19 protein-coding genes and 2 pseudogenes are annotated in these 18,165 nt (G+C 69.8%); 13 read left to right on the top strand and 8 right to left on the bottom strand.

Features of this window, described 5'->3' with window-relative positions; genetic code table 11:
* Positions 1–161: 161 nt before the first annotated feature.
* A pseudogene (locus tag ACFOWZ_RS26240) lies at positions 162–398 on the top strand (ribonuclease domain-containing protein); the annotation flags it as partial.
* A gap of 72 nt (positions 399–470) precedes the next feature.
* Here the strand turns inward: ACFOWZ_RS26240 and ACFOWZ_RS26235 are convergent.
* Positions 471–1,379 (bottom strand): annotated as a pseudogene (locus ACFOWZ_RS26235) (KUP/HAK/KT family potassium transporter); the annotation flags it as partial.
* Positions 1,380–1,790: 411 nt separating this feature from the next.
* Between ACFOWZ_RS26235 and ACFOWZ_RS26230 the strand changes: the two are divergent.
* On the top strand, positions 1,791–2,633 hold the full coding sequence (locus tag ACFOWZ_RS26230; protein WP_382376543.1) for an SGNH/GDSL hydrolase family protein: 843 nt from the start codon (positions 1,791–1,793) through the stop codon (positions 2,631–2,633).
* Between the two features lie 62 nt (positions 2,634–2,695).
* A complete protein-coding gene (locus tag ACFOWZ_RS26225) occupies positions 2,696–3,520 on the top strand; it encodes an SGNH/GDSL hydrolase family protein (RefSeq protein ID WP_382376542.1) in 825 nt (274 codons plus the stop codon).
* On the opposite strand, the gene ACFOWZ_RS26220 is transcribed toward ACFOWZ_RS26225, so the two are convergent.
* From ACFOWZ_RS26220 to ACFOWZ_RS26210, 3 genes are all read right to left on the bottom strand, one after another.
* Positions 3,501–3,752 (bottom strand): hypothetical protein, encoded by a 252-nt coding sequence (locus tag ACFOWZ_RS26220; protein WP_382376541.1) that lies wholly within the window; start codon positions 3,750–3,752, stop codon positions 3,501–3,503. The genes ACFOWZ_RS26225 and ACFOWZ_RS26220 overlap by 20 nt on opposite strands.
* Entirely contained in the window at positions 3,733–3,927 is a 195-nt protein-coding gene (locus ACFOWZ_RS26215; protein ID WP_382376540.1) for a hypothetical protein, read from the bottom strand. Before ACFOWZ_RS26215 ends, ACFOWZ_RS26220 begins: the two co-directional genes overlap by 20 nt.
* 112 nt (positions 3,928–4,039) lie before the next feature.
* The gene (locus ACFOWZ_RS26210) at positions 4,040–4,165 is read right to left on the bottom strand and encodes a hypothetical protein (protein WP_382376539.1); all 126 of its coding nucleotides are present in this window, start codon (positions 4,163–4,165) and stop codon (positions 4,040–4,042) included.
* A 171-nt stretch (positions 4,166–4,336) separates the two neighbouring features.
* Between ACFOWZ_RS26210 and ACFOWZ_RS26205 the strand changes: the two genes are divergently transcribed.
* The 3 genes from ACFOWZ_RS26205 (at position 4,337) to ACFOWZ_RS26195 (ending at position 6,796) form a co-directional block, all read left to right on the top strand.
* Entirely contained in the window at positions 4,337–5,284 is a 948-nt protein-coding gene (locus ACFOWZ_RS26205; protein ID WP_382376538.1) for a class I SAM-dependent methyltransferase, read from the top strand.
* A gap of 85 nt (positions 5,285–5,369) precedes the next feature.
* The gene (locus ACFOWZ_RS26200; protein ID WP_382376537.1) at positions 5,370–5,837 is read left to right on the top strand and encodes an RNA polymerase sigma factor; all 468 of its coding nucleotides are present in this window, start codon (positions 5,370–5,372) and stop codon (positions 5,835–5,837) included.
* Positions 5,834–6,796 carry a hypothetical protein gene (locus tag ACFOWZ_RS26195; protein ID WP_382376536.1) on the top strand — a complete coding sequence of 321 codons (963 nt, stop codon included), beginning with the start codon at positions 5,834–5,836 and terminating at the stop codon, positions 6,794–6,796. Before ACFOWZ_RS26200 ends, ACFOWZ_RS26195 begins: the two co-directional genes overlap by 4 nt.
* Before the next feature lie 4 nt (positions 6,797–6,800).
* On the opposite strand, the gene ACFOWZ_RS26190 is transcribed toward ACFOWZ_RS26195, so the two are convergent.
* Positions 6,801–7,397: a TetR/AcrR family transcriptional regulator gene (locus tag ACFOWZ_RS26190; protein WP_382376535.1), complete on the bottom strand. Its 597-nt coding sequence runs from the start codon at positions 7,395–7,397 to the stop codon at positions 6,801–6,803.
* 65 nt (positions 7,398–7,462) lie between these two features.
* On the opposite strand from ACFOWZ_RS26190, the gene ACFOWZ_RS26185 reads away from it, so the two are divergent.
* The 3 genes from ACFOWZ_RS26185 (at position 7,463) to ACFOWZ_RS26175 (ending at position 10,611) form a co-directional block, all read left to right on the top strand.
* The gene (locus tag ACFOWZ_RS26185) at positions 7,463–8,371 is read left to right on the top strand and encodes a CPBP family intramembrane glutamic endopeptidase (protein ID WP_382376534.1); all 909 of its coding nucleotides are present in this window, start codon (positions 7,463–7,465) and stop codon (positions 8,369–8,371) included.
* Positions 8,372–8,497: 126 nt separating this feature from the next.
* Complete coding sequence (locus tag ACFOWZ_RS26180) at positions 8,498–9,997, top strand: MFS transporter (protein WP_382376533.1); 1,500 nt, start codon at positions 8,498–8,500, stop codon at positions 9,995–9,997.
* Complete coding sequence (locus ACFOWZ_RS26175; protein WP_382376532.1) at positions 9,994–10,611, top strand: class I SAM-dependent methyltransferase; 618 nt, start codon at positions 9,994–9,996, stop codon at positions 10,609–10,611. The genes ACFOWZ_RS26180 and ACFOWZ_RS26175 overlap by 4 nt, the downstream gene beginning before the upstream one ends.
* A 12-nt stretch (positions 10,612–10,623) precedes the next feature.
* Here ACFOWZ_RS26175 and ACFOWZ_RS26170 read toward each other — a convergent pair whose 3' ends face one another.
* Positions 10,624–11,136 (bottom strand): DUF4386 domain-containing protein, encoded by a 513-nt coding sequence (locus ACFOWZ_RS26170; RefSeq protein ID WP_382376531.1) that lies wholly within the window; start codon positions 11,134–11,136, stop codon positions 10,624–10,626.
* Positions 11,137–11,199: 63 nt separating this feature from the next.
* Between ACFOWZ_RS26170 and ACFOWZ_RS26165 the strand changes: the two genes are divergently transcribed.
* Entirely contained in the window at positions 11,200–13,791 is a 2,592-nt protein-coding gene (locus tag ACFOWZ_RS26165) for an AfsR/SARP family transcriptional regulator (protein ID WP_382376530.1), read from the top strand.
* On the opposite strand, the gene ACFOWZ_RS26160 is transcribed toward ACFOWZ_RS26165, so the two are convergent.
* Complete coding sequence (locus ACFOWZ_RS26160) at positions 13,736–14,347, bottom strand: TetR/AcrR family transcriptional regulator (protein ID WP_382376529.1); 612 nt, start codon at positions 14,345–14,347, stop codon at positions 13,736–13,738. The genes ACFOWZ_RS26165 and ACFOWZ_RS26160 overlap by 56 nt on opposite strands.
* A 70-nt stretch (positions 14,348–14,417) precedes the next feature.
* Between ACFOWZ_RS26160 and ACFOWZ_RS26155 the strand changes: the two genes are divergently transcribed.
* From ACFOWZ_RS26155 to ACFOWZ_RS26145, 3 genes are read left to right on the top strand one after another with little or no spacing between them, the layout of a single operon-like run.
* On the top strand, positions 14,418–15,275 hold the full coding sequence (locus ACFOWZ_RS26155) for a metal-dependent hydrolase (RefSeq protein ID WP_382376528.1): 858 nt from the start codon (positions 14,418–14,420) through the stop codon (positions 15,273–15,275).
* Positions 15,275–16,171 (top strand): PDR/VanB family oxidoreductase, encoded by an 897-nt coding sequence (locus ACFOWZ_RS26150; RefSeq protein WP_382376527.1) that lies wholly within the window; start codon positions 15,275–15,277, stop codon positions 16,169–16,171. The genes ACFOWZ_RS26155 and ACFOWZ_RS26150 overlap by 1 nt, the downstream gene beginning before the upstream one ends.
* 2 nt (positions 16,172–16,173) lie before the next feature.
* The gene (locus ACFOWZ_RS26145) at positions 16,174–17,787 is read left to right on the top strand and encodes an SDR family oxidoreductase (RefSeq protein WP_382376526.1); all 1,614 of its coding nucleotides are present in this window, start codon (positions 16,174–16,176) and stop codon (positions 17,785–17,787) included.
* Here the strand turns inward: ACFOWZ_RS26145 and ACFOWZ_RS26140 are convergent.
* On the bottom strand, positions 17,784–18,158 hold the full coding sequence (locus tag ACFOWZ_RS26140) for a tetratricopeptide repeat protein (protein ID WP_382376525.1): 375 nt from the start codon (positions 18,156–18,158) through the stop codon (positions 17,784–17,786). The two genes, ACFOWZ_RS26145 and ACFOWZ_RS26140, sit on opposite strands and share 4 nt — an antisense overlap.
* Positions 18,159–18,165: the final 7 nt, after the last annotated feature.

Genomic DNA, 18,165 nt, shown 5'->3' with positions numbered 1-18,165 from the left:
AGTCACACCGGGCACGGCGCCTGTTCGCCGCTCTCGCCGTCGTCGCGTCCGTCCTCGGCGTCACGACCGTCGTCACGCCCGCGGCCAACGCCGACGTCCACAGCTCCTGCACCCAGTCGCGGTGTTCCGCGGCACGCTCGGCCAACTCGACCTGGTCGTCGAAGGGCTACCCCAGCTCACGCGGCTGGTACAGCTGGCCGAACGGGCAGTGCAACTTCGCCGGCGGCACCTTCCAGAACCGCGAGGGCCAGCTGCCGTCGAACCACCGCTACCAGGAGTTCGACGTCTACCCGCGCACCTGCAACGCTTCCCGGGACGCGTACCGGATCGTCGTCGACCGCACCGACGGTGCCGTCTACTTCTCGCCGGACCACTACGAGAACTTCTACCGCCTCTGATCCACAGCGCGAACCGGTCGGGGCACGCGCCCCGACCGGTGATCCCCCGGCCTGAACGTCGATGTGGGCTCCCATGATCACCGTTCGTTCCCGCGGCAGTCCGAAGTGCTCCGCGGCGTCGGCCGTGATGTAGGAGGTCGCGACGAACAGGCGTTTGCGCCAGGCCGCCATCGTCGGCGCCTTGCCGCGTTGCAGCTCGATCTTCGACAGGAAGTACCACGCCTGGTCGAGGTTCAGCGCACCCTCGGTCTGCGAGGGCTCCAGCAACGCGAGCGCCGCCGGCACGTCCGGCGTCTCCATGTACCCGAAGCGCGCGCTCACGTGGATGATCCCGTCGTCGGCGTATCCGAGCTCGTCGACCTCGATCCGGCGGTCGGGCGGCACGCGCGGCACCGGTTCAGTCTCGATGGACACCACGACCAACGTGTGCGCGATGCGCAACCGCGGCAGGTACCCGAGCTGCGCGGCCTGCGACGCCACGGAGTACGCGCCGGTGATCACGGCCTGCGACGCGATCACGGTCGCCGCCGTCGCGAGCACGACCATCGGCCAGCGCCCCCACTCCGGCACGAGCAGGAAGAACGGCCCGCTGACGTTCGCCTCGTCGTCGAGGACCAGCGCGCCCTGCCCCAGGTAGCTGAGCACGCACGCCGGGAACACCAGGAACAACCACCCGCGCGCGATCGCGGGCCGCCCGAAGTGCCCCATGTCCGCGTACAGCGCCTCGGCGCCCGTCACCGCCAGCACGACCGCGGCCAGGGCGAAGAACGCGATGTCGAAATGTCCGAAGAAGAATCCGAGCGCGTAGGTCGGCGACAACGCCTTGAGGATCTCCGGATGCTTCGTGATGCCCGCGATCCCGGCCGCGCCGATCGCGCCGAACCACAGGATCATCACCGGCCCGAAGAACCTCCCTACCGCCGCGCTTCCCCTGCGCTGCACCAGGAACAGCCCGACGATGATCACCGCGGTGACCGGCACGACGAACTTCTCCGGCCTGCCGCTGGGCACCACCGGGGTGACCGTTTGACATACCCATACCCCCCTAGGGTATAAATGGCGGTAGAGCGCACCGCTCCCCCAGATCTCCACGGCCGAAGCAGGTGCTGCCCGCGGACAAGGTCGACGTCGTGAAGCGTCTCCAGGACGAGGGTCGGGTCGTGGCGATGGGCATCGACGCCGCGATCGAGGCCAGCGACCTCACGCTGGTGCGCGGTGACCTGCGGGCCGCCGTGGACGCGATCAGGCTCTCGCGCCGCACGTTGGCGACGATCAAGGGCAACCTGTCTTCGTGGTCAGCAACAGCCTGCGTCTGCGCGGGTTCCGCTGACACGACCCTCACGGGCGGTTTCGTAGCCTCGGTACATCGGTTCCCGATCACAAGGAGCAGGTGTGCCGAGGTTCGTCCTGGTCGTAGGGTTGCTGACGGCGCTGGCCGCGTGCACCTCGACCACGCCCGAGTCCAGGCCGGCGGTCCCCACCTCCAGCAGCGCGCCGCCGCCCGCGCAGCAGGTCTACGTGTCGATCGGTGACTCGTACGCGACGGGCTTCGGGCCGAGCGGCACCGGTGAGAGCTTCGCGCAGATCGTGGCGAAGCAGTCTGGCCTGAAGCTCGTCAACCTCGCGTGCAACGGCGCCACGTCCGCCGACCTCGCCACCAAGCCCGCCTGCGGGTCCGACGCCGGGGGCAAGACCCAGCTCGACGCCGCCGTCGAGGCGGTGCGTGGCAAGAAGGACGGCCTGGTCACCGTGGTGATCGGCGGCAACGACCTGGCACCGTGCGCGATCGCCCAGGACCCGTTGCAGTGCGCCACCAGGACCGTCGCCGACATCCAGACCAACGTCGCCGGCACGCTCGCCGAGCTGCGAGAGGCCGCGCCGGACGTGAAGATCGTCGGGCTGACCTACCCGGACGTGTTCCTCGGCGCGTGGGTGAACCCGTCGTTCCCGAACGGCAAGAACCTCGCCCAGCTGTCGGTCACGATGTTCCAGGACTTCAACACCAAGATCGCCGCCCAGTACGGCCGGTTCGGCGCGAAGTTCGCGAACATCACCGAGGCGACCGGCGGGTACGGCGCGCTGACCGAGCTGACCCAGGATCCGAAGTACGGCCGGATCCCGGCCTCGGTCGCCAAGGTGTGCACGCTCACGCACTTCTGCGACCGCACCGACGTACACCCCACGCCGGCGGGCCACCAGGCGATCGCCGAGGCCGTCACCGCTGCGGCCCGCTGACGCGGCCCTCACGGACAGTTGCGTAACCTCGGCCCATCGGTTGCCGATACAAAGGAGCACGTGTGCCGAGGTTCGCCCTGGTCGTGGCGTTGCTGACGGCGCTCACGGCGTGCACGGCACCTCTGCCCGAGTCGGCCGTCGCCGCGCAGCCCGGGCTGCGGACGTACGTGTCGCTCGGCGACTCCTACGCGACGGGCCTGAGTCCTGAAGGGACCGGCGAGAGCTTCGCGCGGATCGTGGCCAGGCAGGAGGGCCTGAACCTGGTGAACTTCGCCTGCAACGGCGCCACCTCCGCCGACCTGCTCTCCCAGCCCGCGTGCGGGCCAGAGACCGAGGGCAGGACCCAGGTCGACGCGACCGTCGAGGCGTTGCGCACCAGTGACGTCGGCCTGATCACGATGGTCATCGGCAGCAACGACCTGCTGGAACCGTGCGCGGTGGCGGAGAACCCGGCCGAGTGCGCTGCCGGGGTCGCCGCCGACACCAGGACCAACATCGCGACCGCGCTCACCCGGTTCCGGGAGGCGGCACCGGACGTGAAGATCGTCGGACTGTCCTATCCGGACGTGTTCCTCGGGGCGTGGGTGAACCCCGAGTTCCCGAACGGCGAGGACCTGGCCCGCACGTCGGTGACGTTGTACGAGGACTTCAACAGCCAGGTCGCCGCCGAGTACGCGAAGTTCGGTGCGAAGTACGTCGACATCACCGGCAAGACCGGCGGCTACGGGGCGTTGACCGAGCTCACGCACGACCCGAAGTACGGGCAGATCCCGTCCTCGGTCGCGGAGGTGTGCACGATCACCTACTTCTGCGACCACACCGACGTGCACCCCACTCCGGCCGGGCACCAGGCGATCGCGGACGCGGTCAGCGCCGCGAGTCGCTGAACTCCGCCCGCACCGTCGTTCCCCCGCCGACCGGTGAGAGCAGGGTCAGCCGCCCGCCGACGGCGGCCACGCGGTCGTCCAGGCCGAGCACCGTAGATGCCCCGGGCCAGCTCACGCAGGTCGTCCAGCGCCCGTGCGTGCTCCTCCCGTGCCGCGACGAGCAGTTCGGGCGAGCTCTCGGCCAGCCGCCCTCGCGGAACAGCGCCGCGTCGTCAGCTACCGCTACCCGCATGGACCGATGCAACCACGTGCCGTCGCCTCCAGACGACCACCACGACCGCGTTCACCACCAGAAGTCCTGCCACCGCCGGGTACAGGTGCTGCACCACGCCCGCCGTGTCGCTCACGAAGAACGTCCACGCGATCTTGAACAGGCCACCGCCGTTGATCACGACCAGTGCCCACACGAGCGAACGCCGCCACAGCGCCGCAGCCAGCCCGCCGAGCAGGCGTCGGGTGCTCCGGCGCCGGGAACCAGGCCATGCTCGTCGCGAGCGCCACCAGGGTGAGCGCGATGCCTCACCCGCTGCGCCGGTAGCTGAAGTACGCGAACGGCAGCAGGAACAGCGGCCGGATGTACCAGCTGAGCTCGTTGTGGTGCCGTGCCCACGCCCACGAGGCGAGCTCGTTGAGCCACTCCGTCATCGTCGAACTCCTTTCGGGTGACGTCCAGAGTTCGCTTTCTCACGTGGTGCGACCACGAGGCCAACCCCCGAACCGCGGCAGGGTTTTCCCCGTATTACCCGAAAGCCTCTGTCGGGCGGCGGCGTCGACTGACAGGCTCTGGAACCGTTGCCGCAGCGAGGGAAGTGCCTGATGACCGTTCTCCCGCACAGCACCGACGCCCTGCACCGGCTCAGCGACGCCGTGGACGGCTTCCTGCGCGGTGAGAAGGAGTTCAACCTCACCGACCCCTCGGCGCACATGCTGGTCGGCGGCCGCTTCCGCACCCTCGGCGCGCAGATCGGGTCCAGCGTGCTCGCGGGCGTGCCGGACGAGGACATCGCCGCGATCGTCCAGCCCGCGCGGTCGGCGTGCGGGCGTTCGCCCTTCATGCGTGACGAGCAGGAGTGGGCTCGCGGCTACCCCAGCGACTTCCGGCTCGTCGAGCACGTCCTGGCCCAGGCGGTGGAGGCCGCACCGGGCACGCTCGGCTGGCACGTCGAGACGAACCTGCAGAACTCGGCGATCACCCAGCAGCTGCGCAACCGGGTGATGCACCAGGCCCGGCTGATCAGCGACGTCCTCACCGCGCCGCGCTCCGGCCCGCGATCGGTGCTGGTGATCGCCTCCGGTGCCGCCCCGGACCTGCGGCACATCCCGCCCGGCACGGTCCGGCCCGGCGACAGGTTCGTGCTCACCGACGTCGACCCGGACGCGCTGGAACTGGCGCAGAAGCGGCTCGGCCTGCTCAACGGCTTCACGACCGCGGTCCCCGGCAACGTCTTCCGCGCCCTCCCCCGCCTCGCCGAGCTCGGGCCGTTCGACCTGGTGCTCGTCAACGGCCTGTACGACTACCTGAACGACCGCGCGGCCGTCCGGCTGACGGAGGCGGTGCTGACCAGGCTGTGCCGTCCTGGCGGAACCTTCTACTTCTCCAGCACCAAGACCGGCAACCCGTTCCGGTGGTCACTCGAGTACCTGATGGACTGGCAGGTGATCGAACGCGACGAGCCCGCCGTGCGCGCGCTGCTGCCAGGCCGTCCCGTGTCGGTGGGCTACGACCCGACCGGGCTGGCGTTGCTCACGCACGTCCGGGCTTGATCTCGCCGGCGCTGCCCCTGCTCCATCCGCAGCAACTTCAGGTCCGTGCCCCAACCGACCACCTGTCTCCAGGGGTAGACGGGGCATGAACGCTGAGGACTTCGCCGCTTGGGCCGGTCCGCACGTCACGGCGATGGCACGGCTGGCGGCGCGACTCGCGCCTGGCGCCGACCGCGACGACATCGTGCAGGAGTCACTGGTCAGGGCGTGGATCAAACGCCGGCAGTACGACGCGGCGCGCGGTGCGCCGTCGGCGTGGCTGCTGGCGATCACCGCCGACCAGGCGCGCAAAGCCGCCGCCAAGGTCAGACGGCTCGCGCCGGCGGTCGACGACGTCGCCGTGACCGGGCGCGGCCCTGACGACGACCTGGACCTGCGGACCGCGCTCGACCAGCTGACCGAACGACAGCGGCTGGCCGTCGACTGCGTCTACTTCGCGGGGCTGACCGTCGCCGAGACCGCGGCGGTCATGCGGTGCGCCGAGGGAACGGTGAAGTCCACGTTGGCGGATGCGCGCACGAAGTTGCGCACCTACCTGGAGGTGGTCGGATGAACGACGTCGTGGACGACCTGCTGCACAGGGCGGGAGACGAGTGGCGCGCCGCCCAGCCGCCACCGCCCGAGATCGACGTGTCACGGCTGCGCGGGCGAACGCGCTGGGTGCCGGCGCTGGCGGCAGCAGCGGTGGTGCTGGTGGCGGGTGGACTGGTCTACGCGACCGGATCGTCGCCGCCGTCCGAGGTCGAGCCGGCGAGCAAGCTGGAGAAGCTCGTGGTGCGGGACGGTACGACCGTGCGCGCGGGCGGTTCCGTTGTGGAGCAGGGCGACGGCACCGTCAAGTTGTGCTGGGACGGTGTGACCGGTCCCGACCCGACGCAGTGCCCGTACTTCGTGCCCGTTGTCGGGGTCGACTTCGCGAAACTGCCCATGGGGCACGTGCACGAGGGGAAGAGGGTCGCGCTGGCACTGCTGACCGGTGTGTGGAAGGCGGGGACGCTGACCGTCACCGAAACCGCGCCCGCGGAGGACCCGAACAACCCCGGCAAAGAGGACCGCGCGTGGAACGTCCTGCCACGACCGGCGCCGTGCTCGCCGCCCGCCACCGGATGGCAGCCCTCCAAGGAACGACCGACCGACCTCTACGCCTACCTCGACGCGCACGCCGACGAGTTCGGCCTGCCTTGGCGCGCCAAGGGAGGGGTGACCGTGGTCGAGGTGCACCGGGGCGACCTGGACGGCGTGCGTCGCGAACTCGGCAACCTCGTCAAGGGCGACCTGTGCGTGGTCGAGGCGGCCACCGGGAAGCCGACTCTGGCTGAGCACAAGAGGTCGCTGGCGAGGTTGGAGCCTCTCGTGCAGGATCCGGCCAACGCGGTGCTGTACTTCCGGCACCAAGACAACGAACCCGCCGCGTACGTCACGATGCTCGTGATGACGCCGGAGCGGCTGGAGAAGTTCCGCTGGATCGGTGAGTCGATCACGCTCGAGACCTGGCTGAAACCAGTGCCCTGAGCTGTCAGCCTGACAGGCGCAGCCGCGCCAGGTGGTGTTCCAGCAGCCGCCGGACGAGGGTCGGCGGCATCTGGTCCGGCACGGTCACCGCGTGCAGGGCGATGCCGTCGAACAACGCCTGCAGCAGCCTCGTTTCGAGGTCGAGGTCGGCACCCGGGGCGATCTGCCCGGCGTCGGCCATCGCTTCGAGCAGCTCGCGGCACAGGTGGGTCAGCCGGGCGTGGGCCTCGGTGTTGAGCTCACCGGCCTGGGGATCGATGCGCACCAGGGACAGGAACGCCACCCAGATCTCGGTCGCGACGTGCGAGTCCGGTTCGGTCGGAAGCAGCAGTTCCAGCTGGGTCAGGGCGCGGTCGCGGGGATCGGACGGCAGATCCGGGGCGGCGAGTCGGAGGTCGGCGGCTTCCGAGATCGCCTTGAGGGCGAACAACAGCAGCTCCGCCTGGGTGGAGAAGTAGTACTGGACCGAGCTCGGCGACCAGCCGGCCTGACGGGCGACGGCGCGGACGGACGCGCCCTGGACGCCTCGCTCGCGGATGACCGTCCACACCGCACGGACCAGCTCCCAGCGGCGTTGCTCGTGGTCGACGATCTTCGGCACCTGACCTTTCTACACTCCCGCCTTGTTTCTGTACAGTTGACCGAAATAAGGCACCAGGGGGAAGCGTGAACCAGTCCAGACTTCTGGCCGTCGTGCGAGCGGTGGCGGGCGGTTGTGCGATGGCCGTGGCGCTCGGCACCGCCGGAGCCGCAGCGCAGGCCGTGCACAGCCGCACCGGGTTGAGCGGCCTCGGGCGCCAGGCATTGGCCGCCGTGATCTGCCTTGTGCTCGCGGTGTCGTTGATCGTGCTGCTGCGCCGGCGGGTCGACCGGCTGCCGCTGTCCGATCTGGGTTTCAGCGGGGGCGCACGGGCTTTCGGGGTCGGCGCACTGGTCACCGGCGGCTCGGCGGCGGTCGTCTTCGGCGCCGGCACGTGGGCGGGCTGGCTGAGCTGGGGGCAGCTGGACCCGGCGAGACTCGTGCAGTTCCTCGTCGTCAACGGGCTGATCGCGTTCGCGCTGGAGGCGTTCCCGGAGGAGCTGGTCTTCCGCGGGTACGTCTACACCTCGCTCAACCAGGCGTTGCGCCGCTGGACGGCGTTCCTCACCACGGTTGCGCTGTTCACCTTCGCCGGCGCCGCCTCGTCCGTCGTGCACGCGGTGGTGGGCACGCTGCTGGGCGAGAACGTGCCGCCGCCCGGATTCGCGCCTGCGGGCGAGGACCCGATCGCCTACGCGGTTCTGTACCCGATCTTCGGCGCGGTCCTGTTGATCGCCAGGATCACCACTGGTTCGCTGTGGACGTCCATCGCCGCGCATCTGACCTACCTGAGCGTTCTGCGAGTCACGATCGACGGGGCCTCCCGAGACGGCGGCTGGTCGGCCACCGCGGTCACTCCCGACGCGTTGCTGCTCGTGCCCGCGTTCCTGCTGCTCGCCGCTGCGGGGTTCCTCGTGATCGGCCGGCTGCGCGGGGCCGGGGTGGGCTGGCGCGACCGCATGCCGATGCACAGCACCAGCCGATCGGCTGGGTGAGGCCCGCCATCAGGCTGCGCGGCTCTACGACCAAAGAATGATTCGCGATCACCTTGAGGATGAGGCGGCGCGGACCGGAATTGGTCAGAGTGGGGGTGTGCATCGCTGTCGGCGTGAGGCCGGGTTGTGACCGTTCCTTCTGCCGAGGTCGTGACGGGCAGGCGCTGGGTGGTGCTCGCGATCCTGTGCGCCAGTCTGCTGCTGGTCTCCGTGGACGCGACCGTGCTGCACATGGCCTTGCCCGCGCTGTCGCAGGACCTGCGGCCCACCGCCACCAGCCAACTGTGGATCATCGCGGTCTACTCGCTCGTCGCGGCACCTCTGCTGCTCGCCTTCGGCACGCTCGGCGATCGGTACGGCCGCCGCCGGATCCTGGTGCTCGGCTACGTGGTGTTCGGTCTGGCCTCACTCGCCTGCGCGTGGGCCCCGAGCGTCGCGGTGCTGATCGCCGCGCGGGCGGGGCTCGGCGCAGGCGGCGCGATGATCATGCCGGCCACGCTGTCGTTGCTGCGCCAGGCATTTCCTGATCGAGCCGAACGCCAGGTCGCGATCGGCATCTGGAGCGGTGTCGCCGGTTCCGGGGCGGTGCTCGGGCCGCTGCTGGGCGGTTTTCTGGTGGAGACGTTCTCCTGGCACGCCGCGTTCCTGATCAACGTGCCGGTGATGGTCGTGGCGATTCCACTGACGTACTGGCTGATTCGAGAGTCCGCGGACCCTCCGGACGGGCCGTGGGACGTGCTCAGCGCGGTGCTGGCCGCGCTGGGGGTCGTCGCGGTGGCCTTCGCGATCAAGCAGACCCCGCACGGCGGAACGATGTTCGTGCTCGGGCCGTTGGCAGGACTGCTCGGGTGCCTGTTGCTCGTCGCGTTCGTTCGGCGGCAACGAAAACTGCCCGTGCCGCTCCTCGACGTGACGCTGTTCCGCAACCGCGCGTTCAGCGTCGCGGTCGGCAGTGTCCTGCTCGTCATGACCTCGCTGGTCGGGCTCGGTCTGCTGTTCGCGCAGTACCTCCAGCTCGTGCTCGCGCTGCAGCCGATGCAGGCGGCGCTGCGGCTGCTGTTCGTCATGGTCGCCGCGGTCGTCGGCAGCATCGTCGCCGGTCCGCTGTTGCAACGGCTGGGGAATCGGCGGGCAACGGTCGCCGGTTTCGTCGTCGGTGCGGCAGCTCTGACATCGGCCGCCGCGGGCCTGACGGTGACGGAGAACCTGTGGCTGCTCGGGCCCGTGCTGGCCGCGACCGGGTTCGGGGTCTCGGTTTCGCTCACCGCGGCCTCCGACGCCCTGCTCGCCGCCGCGCCCGCCGAGCAGGCAGGTGCCGCGGCCGCTGTCGAGGAGACCGCCTACGAACTCGGCGCCGGGCTCGGCGTCACGATTCTGGGCAGCGTGGCCACCCTGATCTACACGGCCAGTCTTCCGGGCACGGCATCGCAGGCACGCGACGGCCTCACCGAAGCCACGGCCGCCGCTGCCGGACTGCCACCCGAAGCGAGCGCTCAGCTGCTCGAACTCGCCCGCGCCGCGTTCGTGACCGGCATGCGGGCCGCGCTGGTGGCCGGCGCCGTCCTGTTCGTCCTGGCCACGATCGCAGCCGCGCGTGCGCTGCCCGAATCCGAGGAACCACGATGACCGATCTCGACCTCCGCACCGGCACAACACCTCCCGCGCAGCCCGGTGTCGGCGGCGGCTGGCGCACACCCGCCGGCCTGTACCGAATGATCAGCAGCCCGGCGCTGCGCATGATCCTCGGATGGGACCTGCCCCGATACGACGTGCGCGTGATCAGCCGCCGCCCCGGGACGGTCTGCGTGGAAGTCGGCAGCGGAGGAGGCTTCTACACCACAGCGCTCAAGGCCCACCTGGGCACCGGCAGCACTCTGGTCGCCCTCGATCCGTCGCCGTCGGCCATGCGGTCGCTGCAGCAGCGGCTGGACGACTCCCCCGGCGCCCGGATGTCCTATGTGGCCGGTGACGGTTGCCTGCTTCCGTTGGCCGACAACCACGCCGACATCCTGTTCTACGGCTACAGCCTCGAAGAGATGCCGGACCCCCTGGCAGCGATCCGCGAGGCGCACCGGGTCCTTCGACCAGGCGGCGAACTCGTCCTGTTCCTCTGGCGGCCGGTGTTCACCCGGACTCGGCGCCGCCCTGTCGTGGCCGTGCTGGACGAGCTGTTCGAACGCCGTCACACCGCCGCCGGGCCGCAGAACATCCGCCTGGTCTACCGGAAAGCAGCAAGGTGAGGCTGGTGCTGCTCACGCACGTTCGGGCGTGAAGCCCCTGATGAGCAGCCAGACCGCCAGCACCATCTCGTTGACCGCCAACGGCACGAAGAGCGCGCTCACCTGTGTGCGGGTCAGCAACACGAGGACGGCACCTGTCAGGTAAGGCACCACGGCTATGAGCGCCCACACGGAGATCCAGCGCGGTACGAGCCGTGACCGGAACAGCAGGACGTTCAGCAGCACGACACTGACACAGAAGTAGATCGCGCTGGCGTGGCCCCACAGCTCATCGACCCTGATGTTCGCCAACGGCGCGATAGCGGTCATCAGGAAGACGACCTCGAGCGTCCTGGCGACGACGTACCCCAGCGCGAGGGCTTCGCCGTGTTGTTTGAGCGTGGGGAACAACGTGGGTGCGATGAACGCGATGCACACCGCCATGAGGAACACCATCAGCCCTCTGGCCGTGCCTTGTGTCGCGGCGCTGACCACCCCTGCGGCCGTTGCGATGATGAAGAGGGAACCAACAACACGTGCAGTCATGGCGCGAACGTTGACTGACGTCGGTGTGGGCCTGGTGTGCGTTCGGTGTGTGAGAATTCGCCCGTGCGGATCGGTTTGCTCGGTGGTGTCCGCGCCACCACCGACGACGGCGAGCCGATCGACATCGGTTCCCCCAGGTCGCAGGCGGTGCTGGCGGCGTTGGCGCTGTGGCAGGGAACGCCGGTGCCTGTGTCGCGCCTGATCGATCTCGTGTGGGGTGACTCGCCGCCCGCGTCTCCCAAGGCGGTGCAGTGGCACATCGCGCAGCTGCGGAAAGCCCTCGGCGCGTCGGCGATCACCACTGTTGGTGCCGCGTACCGGCTCGACGTGCCCACCGACGTGTCGCAGTTCCGTCAGTTCGTCCGTGCGGGTGACACGGCGGCGGCGGTCGCTGCGTGGGGTGGCGTGCCGTTGGCCGGGCTTTCGGCACCTGGTCTCGCTTCAGCCGTTTCCGGTCTTGTTGAGGAATGGCTGGCGGCGGTAGAGATGGACTTCTCTCGCCGTGTGATGGCAGATCCGCGCTCTGTTGTTGGTGAGCTGTCATCGTTCGTGTCAGAGCATCCAACCCGTGAGGGGTTGGCGGCGTTGTTGATGACGGCGCTCTATCGGACCGGTCGGCAGGCCGACGCTCTCGCGGTGTACCAACGGGTTCGGCAGCATCTCGTGGCGGAGCTCGGGGTGGAGCCCGGTCCGGCGTTGCGGGCGGTCGAGCAGGAGGTGCTCGCGCACGCCGAGGTTCCTGGCCCGGTGTTGATCGGGCGTGACGCTGAGCTTGTTCTGGTCTCGGAAGCCTTGCGCTGGTCGCCTGTGGTGACGTTGGTGGGGCCGGGCGGGATCGGCAAGACGCGGCTGGCTTTGGCGCTGGGCGGGACTTTCGTTTCTTTGGCGGAGATCACTTCGTCTTCTGAAGTGCCTCGTGCTGTGGCCGATGCGTTGGGGATCGTCGAACGACCTGGGGTGACGGTGGCGCAGGCTGTTTTGTCCGCGCGGCCTTCGTTGCTGGTGCTGGACAACTGCGAACACGTCCTTGACGGTGCTGCGGCGTTCGCTTCTACGGTGTGCTCGTCGGTGCGTGTGCTGGCGACTTCGCGTGAACGACTTTCTGTCGCCGACGAGCAGGTTGTTGTTGTGGAGCCGTTGGATGTGGACGCGAGTGTTGAGCTGTTCGATCTTCGCGCTCGTGCAGCGGACTCGCGGTATTCCCGTGACTCTGCCGTGTACGAGCTCTGCCAGCGGCTGGACGGGATTCCGCTGGCGATCGAGCTGGCCGCGGCGCGGGTGCGGAGTCATCGGCCTGCCGAGTTGCTGACCAGGCTGGACATCGGCGTGCGGCGGACCGGGTCGTCGCGGCACCGGACGCTGCGGGCGGCGATCCAGTGGTCCTACGACCTGTTGTCCGTCGAGGAGCAGGAGCTGTTCTGCCGGCTTTCGGTGTTCGCCGGGCCGTTCGACCTCGACGCGGTGTCTCGCGATTCACTGCTCGGGGACCTGGTGGAGCGCTCGGTGGTGGCGGTCCACGAGGGACCGTTCGGACGGCGGTTCCGCCTGCTGGAACCGTTGCGGCAGTTCGCTTCCTCGCTGCTCCGGGACCGCTCGGGGGCGTTGGCGGCGCACGCGTCGTGGTGTGTGCGGCAGGTCGCGGCTGTCGGGACGTTGTTGTCGGGTCCTGGTGAGGCCGAGGGGGTGGGGCGGCTCGCCGAGTTGTGGCCGAACCTGCGGGCGGCGGTGACGTGGGCGTTCGAGTCCGGGGACTTGGGGCTGGCGGACGCGTTGGTCCGGCCGGTGGTCCTGGAGCTGCCGCTGCGGGGGAGGAGGGAGATCGGCGACTGGGCTGAACGGTTGATCGGTGGGGGCGGTGGCGGCGGTGGCGAGGCGAGACCGGACGGCTTCTGGCTGATCTGGGTGGCCGAGCGCAACACGCAGAGCTCCACCCCCGCCGCGCTCCCCCGCACGCCGGACGACCCGCTCAGCCGCTACGCCCGCGCCTACGCGTCCGGCGACGGCACAGCCCTTCTCGACTCCCTCCCGAACGCGGTGTCCGCTCTCAACGATCCCCGTCTCAGCGCGTTTCTGGAGCTGATGCCGTCAGGAACCCTGCTCGGCGCCGGCCGGTTCGAGCACGTGGACACCGTGGTCACCAAGCTCGCCGAGCGGTACCGGGTGCACGGGCCGCCGACGCTGTTGCACTGGGCGTTGCAGACGCTCGGGTACAGCGCGATGTTCCAGGGCCGCGATCCCGATCCGTTCTTCGACGAGGCCGCGGACGTCGACCTGCCGCCGGGCACGTTGTCGGCCAACAAGACCACCGAGGCGCGTCGCGAGTTCCGCCGAGGTGACACCGACCGGGCGCTCGAGTTGCTCGCAGCGCACGTCGACGAGTTGCTGGAGACCGGCAACGTCGTGGCGGCGAGTGTGGTGGCGGTCGAGTTCGTCGCCGTCACCAAGGACGCCCTTCCGGAAGAAGCCGCGGTGGTGCTCGGCTATCTGAAGCACGCCAACGACTTCGGGGCGTTGGCGGCGCAACGGCTCCTCGGCGACCTGAGCGCTGCGAAACCGGGGATGGACGACCGGGAGGCGTTGCTCTACATGCGCCGGGTGCTCAGCGCAGGCCGTGGGCGATCCGGGTCACGAAGGCCACCAGACGGTCTGGCGTGAACTTCTCCGGGTCGGTCAGCACCAGGCGGCCGGACATCTCGGCCAGGGCCAGCATCGCGTGGCCCAGCAGGCCCGAGTCGAGGTCGTCGAGGCCGCCCAGCTCCTTCAGGCCGAGTGCGGCCAGGTCCTCGATCTGGGCCAGCACGCCCGCGCGGACCAGTTCGACCTGGGCCCGGAACTCGCGGGGCGTGCCCTCGGGCGGGAGGAGCACCAGGCGCCAGCGGGCGGGGGCCTCCACGACGGCGTTGACGAAGACTCGGACGGCGTCGGCGAACGCGTCGTCCGGGGAGCGGGTGGCGAAGTCGGTGGGCAGGGCGGCGATCACCTGTTCGGTGGCGCGGGTGGCCTCGCGTTCGAGCAGGGCGCTGATCAACGACGCGCGGTTCGCGAAGAGGTCGTAGAGCACGGGCTTGGTGACCTGGGCTTCTTTGGCAACCGCCTCCATCGTCACGGTGTCGAAGCCCGCCGGGATCAGGGTCAGCGCGGCGTCCAGCAGCTGCTCGCGGCGCTGCTCCGGGGGCAGGCGACGGGCGTACTTCCGGCGCGTTGTGTTCACGGATCCATATTGCTACGGTGGCGTAGCTTTCACAAAGCTACGGTGCCGTAGTAATTGGCGGAGGTAAGCGATGGAGCCGGACAACCTCGTTCTGCAGCCGCGTGACGTGCAATTCGACTGGTCGACCCTGCCGATGCACTGGGTGCCGGACGAGCCGGTGACCACGCACGTCATGAACGTCCTGCACCTGCTGCTGCCGGAGGGCGAACGCTGGTTCGTGCGGACGTTCCAGCAGGCCGTGCCGCTGATCTCCGACGACACGTTGCGCGAGGACGTGCTCGGGTTCATCGGGCAGGAGGCGATGCACGCCGAGGCGCACAGCGAGGTGCTCGACCACCTGCTCGCCAACGGACTGGACCCGCGCCCGTTCACCCGGCAGATGGAGCACGTCTTCCAGCGGATCCTCGGACCCAAGGCCGGGCTCACTGAAGCACAGCTTCGCGAGCAGCTGATCGAACGGGTCGCGATCGTCGCCGCCGTCGAGCACTTCACGGCGTACCTGGGCGACTGGATGCTGAACGCCGGCGCGCTCGACCGGGCGGGCATCCACCCGGTGATGCTGGACCTGCTGCGCTGGCACGCGGCCGAGGAGGTCGAGCACCGCAGCGTCGCGTACGACCTGATGTGTCACCTCGACCGCCGGTACGTGCGTCGCGCGCGCACGATGTTGCTGGTGGCACCGGTGCTTTTCTGGCTGTGGGTGCGTGGCGCGCGGTTCATGGTGCACGCGGACAAGACCACGAAAGTCCGGTTGACCTGGCGTGAGGTCATGCGGGCCGGGCGACGGGGGTTGCTGCCCCGGTTGTCGGAGATCTTCCGGGCGTTCCTGCGGTACTTCCACCCGGCGTACCACCCGAAGCAGGAGGGGTCGACGTCGCAGGCCGTCGCATACCTGGCGTCCTCGGCCGCAGCCCGCGAGGCGCACTGATGCTCCGAGGTCTCACGAGGTTCGGCGACCTCTACGACGCCGCCGTCACGAGGTTCGGAGGCCGGGCGCGTCCCGGTGTCGCACGGGACGCGCTGTGGCTCGACGTCGTCGAACGCGCGCAGGTCGCGGACGAAGTCATCAGCCTCCGGTTCGGCGGAACGGCACTGCCCGCGTGGCAGCCCGGTTGTCACGTCGATCTGCACCTGCCGTCCGGGCTGCGACGCCAGTACTCGTTGTGCGGCGACCCCGCCGACGACACGTACCGGATCGCCGTGCGCGAGGTCGGCGCGGGCTCGCGCGAGGTGCAGGCGTTGCAGGTCGGCGACCGGATTCAGGTTCGCGGGCCGCGCAACGCGTTCCCGTTCGCCGGGATCGGGCCCGTGGTGTTCGTGGCGGGCGGCATCGGGATCACGCCGATCCTGCCGATGGTGCACGCGGCCGCGCGGCGAGGTCTCGACTGGCGGCTCGTGTACTGCGGGCGCTCGACGAAAGCCATGCCGTTCCTCGACGAGCTGCCGATCGGCCGGGTCGACATCAGGATCGGACGCGGCGGGCCGCTGCTCGAAGACGCGCAACCTCAGGGCGCGGTCTACTGCTGCGGCCCGGCGTCGATGCTGGAACAGGTGCGGGCGGAGTTCTCGTCGCGCTGGCTGCACTTCGAACGGTTCAGCCCGCCGCCGGTCGTCGACGGGCGTCCGTTCACGGTGGAACTGCGCCGCAGCGGGGTATCCCTCGACGTGCCCGCCGATCGATCCGCGCTGGACGTGATCAGGGACTTCCGGCCGTCGGTCGCCTACTCGTGCCGGCAGGGGTTCTGCGGCACGTGCGACGTGGGTGGCGTGCGGATCTGCGTGGACAGGCCGACCGGTGACCGACTCGTGCTGGAGGAGCTTTGAAGGTGCGTTCCGGGGAAGTCGAACTCGCCGTGCAGGTGCGCGGCACGTCCGGGCCGACCGTGGTGCTCGTGCACGGGTATCCCGACACGCACGCGGTGTGGGATCGCGTGGCCGCGTTGCTGGAGAAGGACTTCCGCGTCGTCACGTACGACGTGCGCGGTGCGGGCGAGTCGACGCCACCGTCCACTGAGACCGGCTATCGGCTCGAACACCTGGCGCGGGACCTGTTCGCGGTGATCGACGAGATCAGCCCGGACGAGCCGGTGCACGTCGTCGGCCACGACTGGGGCTCGATCCAGTCGTGGGAGGCGGTGACGACGCCCGGTGCGCGGATCGCGACGTTCACGTCGATCTCCGGGCCGTGCCTCGACCACATGGGGCACTGGTCGCGCAAGGGCCTGTCGCTCGCTCACCTCAAGCAGTTCGTGAGGTCCTGGTACATCGGCGCGTTCCACCTGCCCGTGGTCGCGCCGCTGTTCTGGCGCCTCTACCTCGGCCCGCGCTGGGGAGGCGTGCTGAAGCGCCTCGAAGGCGTGCACGCCAAGCCCGCGAGCACGATCACGAGGGACGCGGTGCGCGGGATCTCGTTGTACCGGGCCAACATCCGCCAGGTCATGAGCTCACCCCGGCAGCGTCTGGCGCCCATGCCGGTGCAGGTGATCCAGCCGACGCGCGACCGCTACGTCGACACGCGGCCGCTCGACCTGGAGCGCTGGGTGCCCGCACTCACCCGCCGCCGGATCGCCGCGGGGCACTGGGCACCGCTGAGCCACCCGGAACCGCTCGCCCGCATGATCAGCGAGTTCGTCACGGACTCCACTCCCCCGCGCGAGCTCGTCGTGGTCACCGGTGGTGGCAGCGGGATCGGCCGTGCGACCGCGCTCGCGTTCGCCGAAAGAGGCGCACGGGTGGTGGTGTCCGATGTGGACTTCGCCGCCGCCGAGGAGACCGCCGGAATGGTCGACGGTCACGCCTACGAGGTCGACGTGCGGTCCGAGGAGGCGGTCAGGGCCTGGGCGCGGCAGGTCGCCGACGAGCACGGCGTGCCGGACGTCGTGGTGAACAACGCCGGCATCGGCCACTCGGGGTCGTTCCTGTCGACGTCGACCGAGCAGTGGCAGCGGGTGCTGGACGTCAACCTGTGGGGTGTGGTGCACGGCTGCCGGGCGTTCGGCGAGCTGATGGTCGAACGCGGAGAGGGCGGCCACATCGTGAACCTGTCCTCGGCGGCGGCCTACCTGCCGTCGAAGATCCTCTCCGCGTACGCGACCAGCAAGGCCGCGGTGTTCATGCTCTCGGACTGCCTGCGGGCCGAGCTCGCGCCGCACGCCATCGGCGTCAGCGCGATCTGCCCCGGCGTGGTGAACACGAACATCACCGCGACCACGACGTTCTCCGGTGTCAGCGCCGACGAGGAGCGCCGCAAGCAGGACCGCGCGTCCCGCCTCTACGCCCGGCGCGGCTTCGGCCCCGAGGGCGTGGCCGCCGAGATCGTGCGCGCCGTCCGCCGCAACCGCCCGGTGGTACCGGTGACGGTCGAGGCGAAGGCGGCACGGCTGGCGAGCCGGGTCGCGCCGGGTCTGCTGCGCCAGTTCGCCAAGCTGGACGTCGGCTAAATTTCCGCTACTTCCCCGCCGAACGCCGCCGCGAGCCGAAGCCACGGCGCGGCCTCCTCAGGCCTGCCCTGCCGCTCCAGCGTGCGTCCGAGCAGCAGGTGGGCGTAGTGCTCGACCGGGTCGCGCTCCACGATCACGCGGAGCTGCGACTCGGCCTTGCCCAGCTGGGCCGAGTGGTAGTAGGCGCGTGCCAGCAGCAGCCGGAGGTCCGTCTGGAACGGCACTTCCTCCGCGACCTCCGCCAGCAGCTGCGCGGCCTTGGCGTAGTCCCTGACCTCGAACAGCAGCTGTGCGCGTTCCCACTTGTCGGCCGCGCTCTCCACGCGGACCGTGTCGAACGAACTCGTCACAGTGACCCAGTTGTCGCTCATCGAACCT

This window comes from Lentzea rhizosphaerae (assembly GCF_042649515.1).
In the GTDB taxonomy this organism is placed as follows: Bacteria; Actinomycetota; Actinomycetes; order Mycobacteriales; family Pseudonocardiaceae; genus Lentzea; species Lentzea aerocolonigenes.
This window is presented reverse-complemented; position numbering and strand designations above follow the sequence as displayed.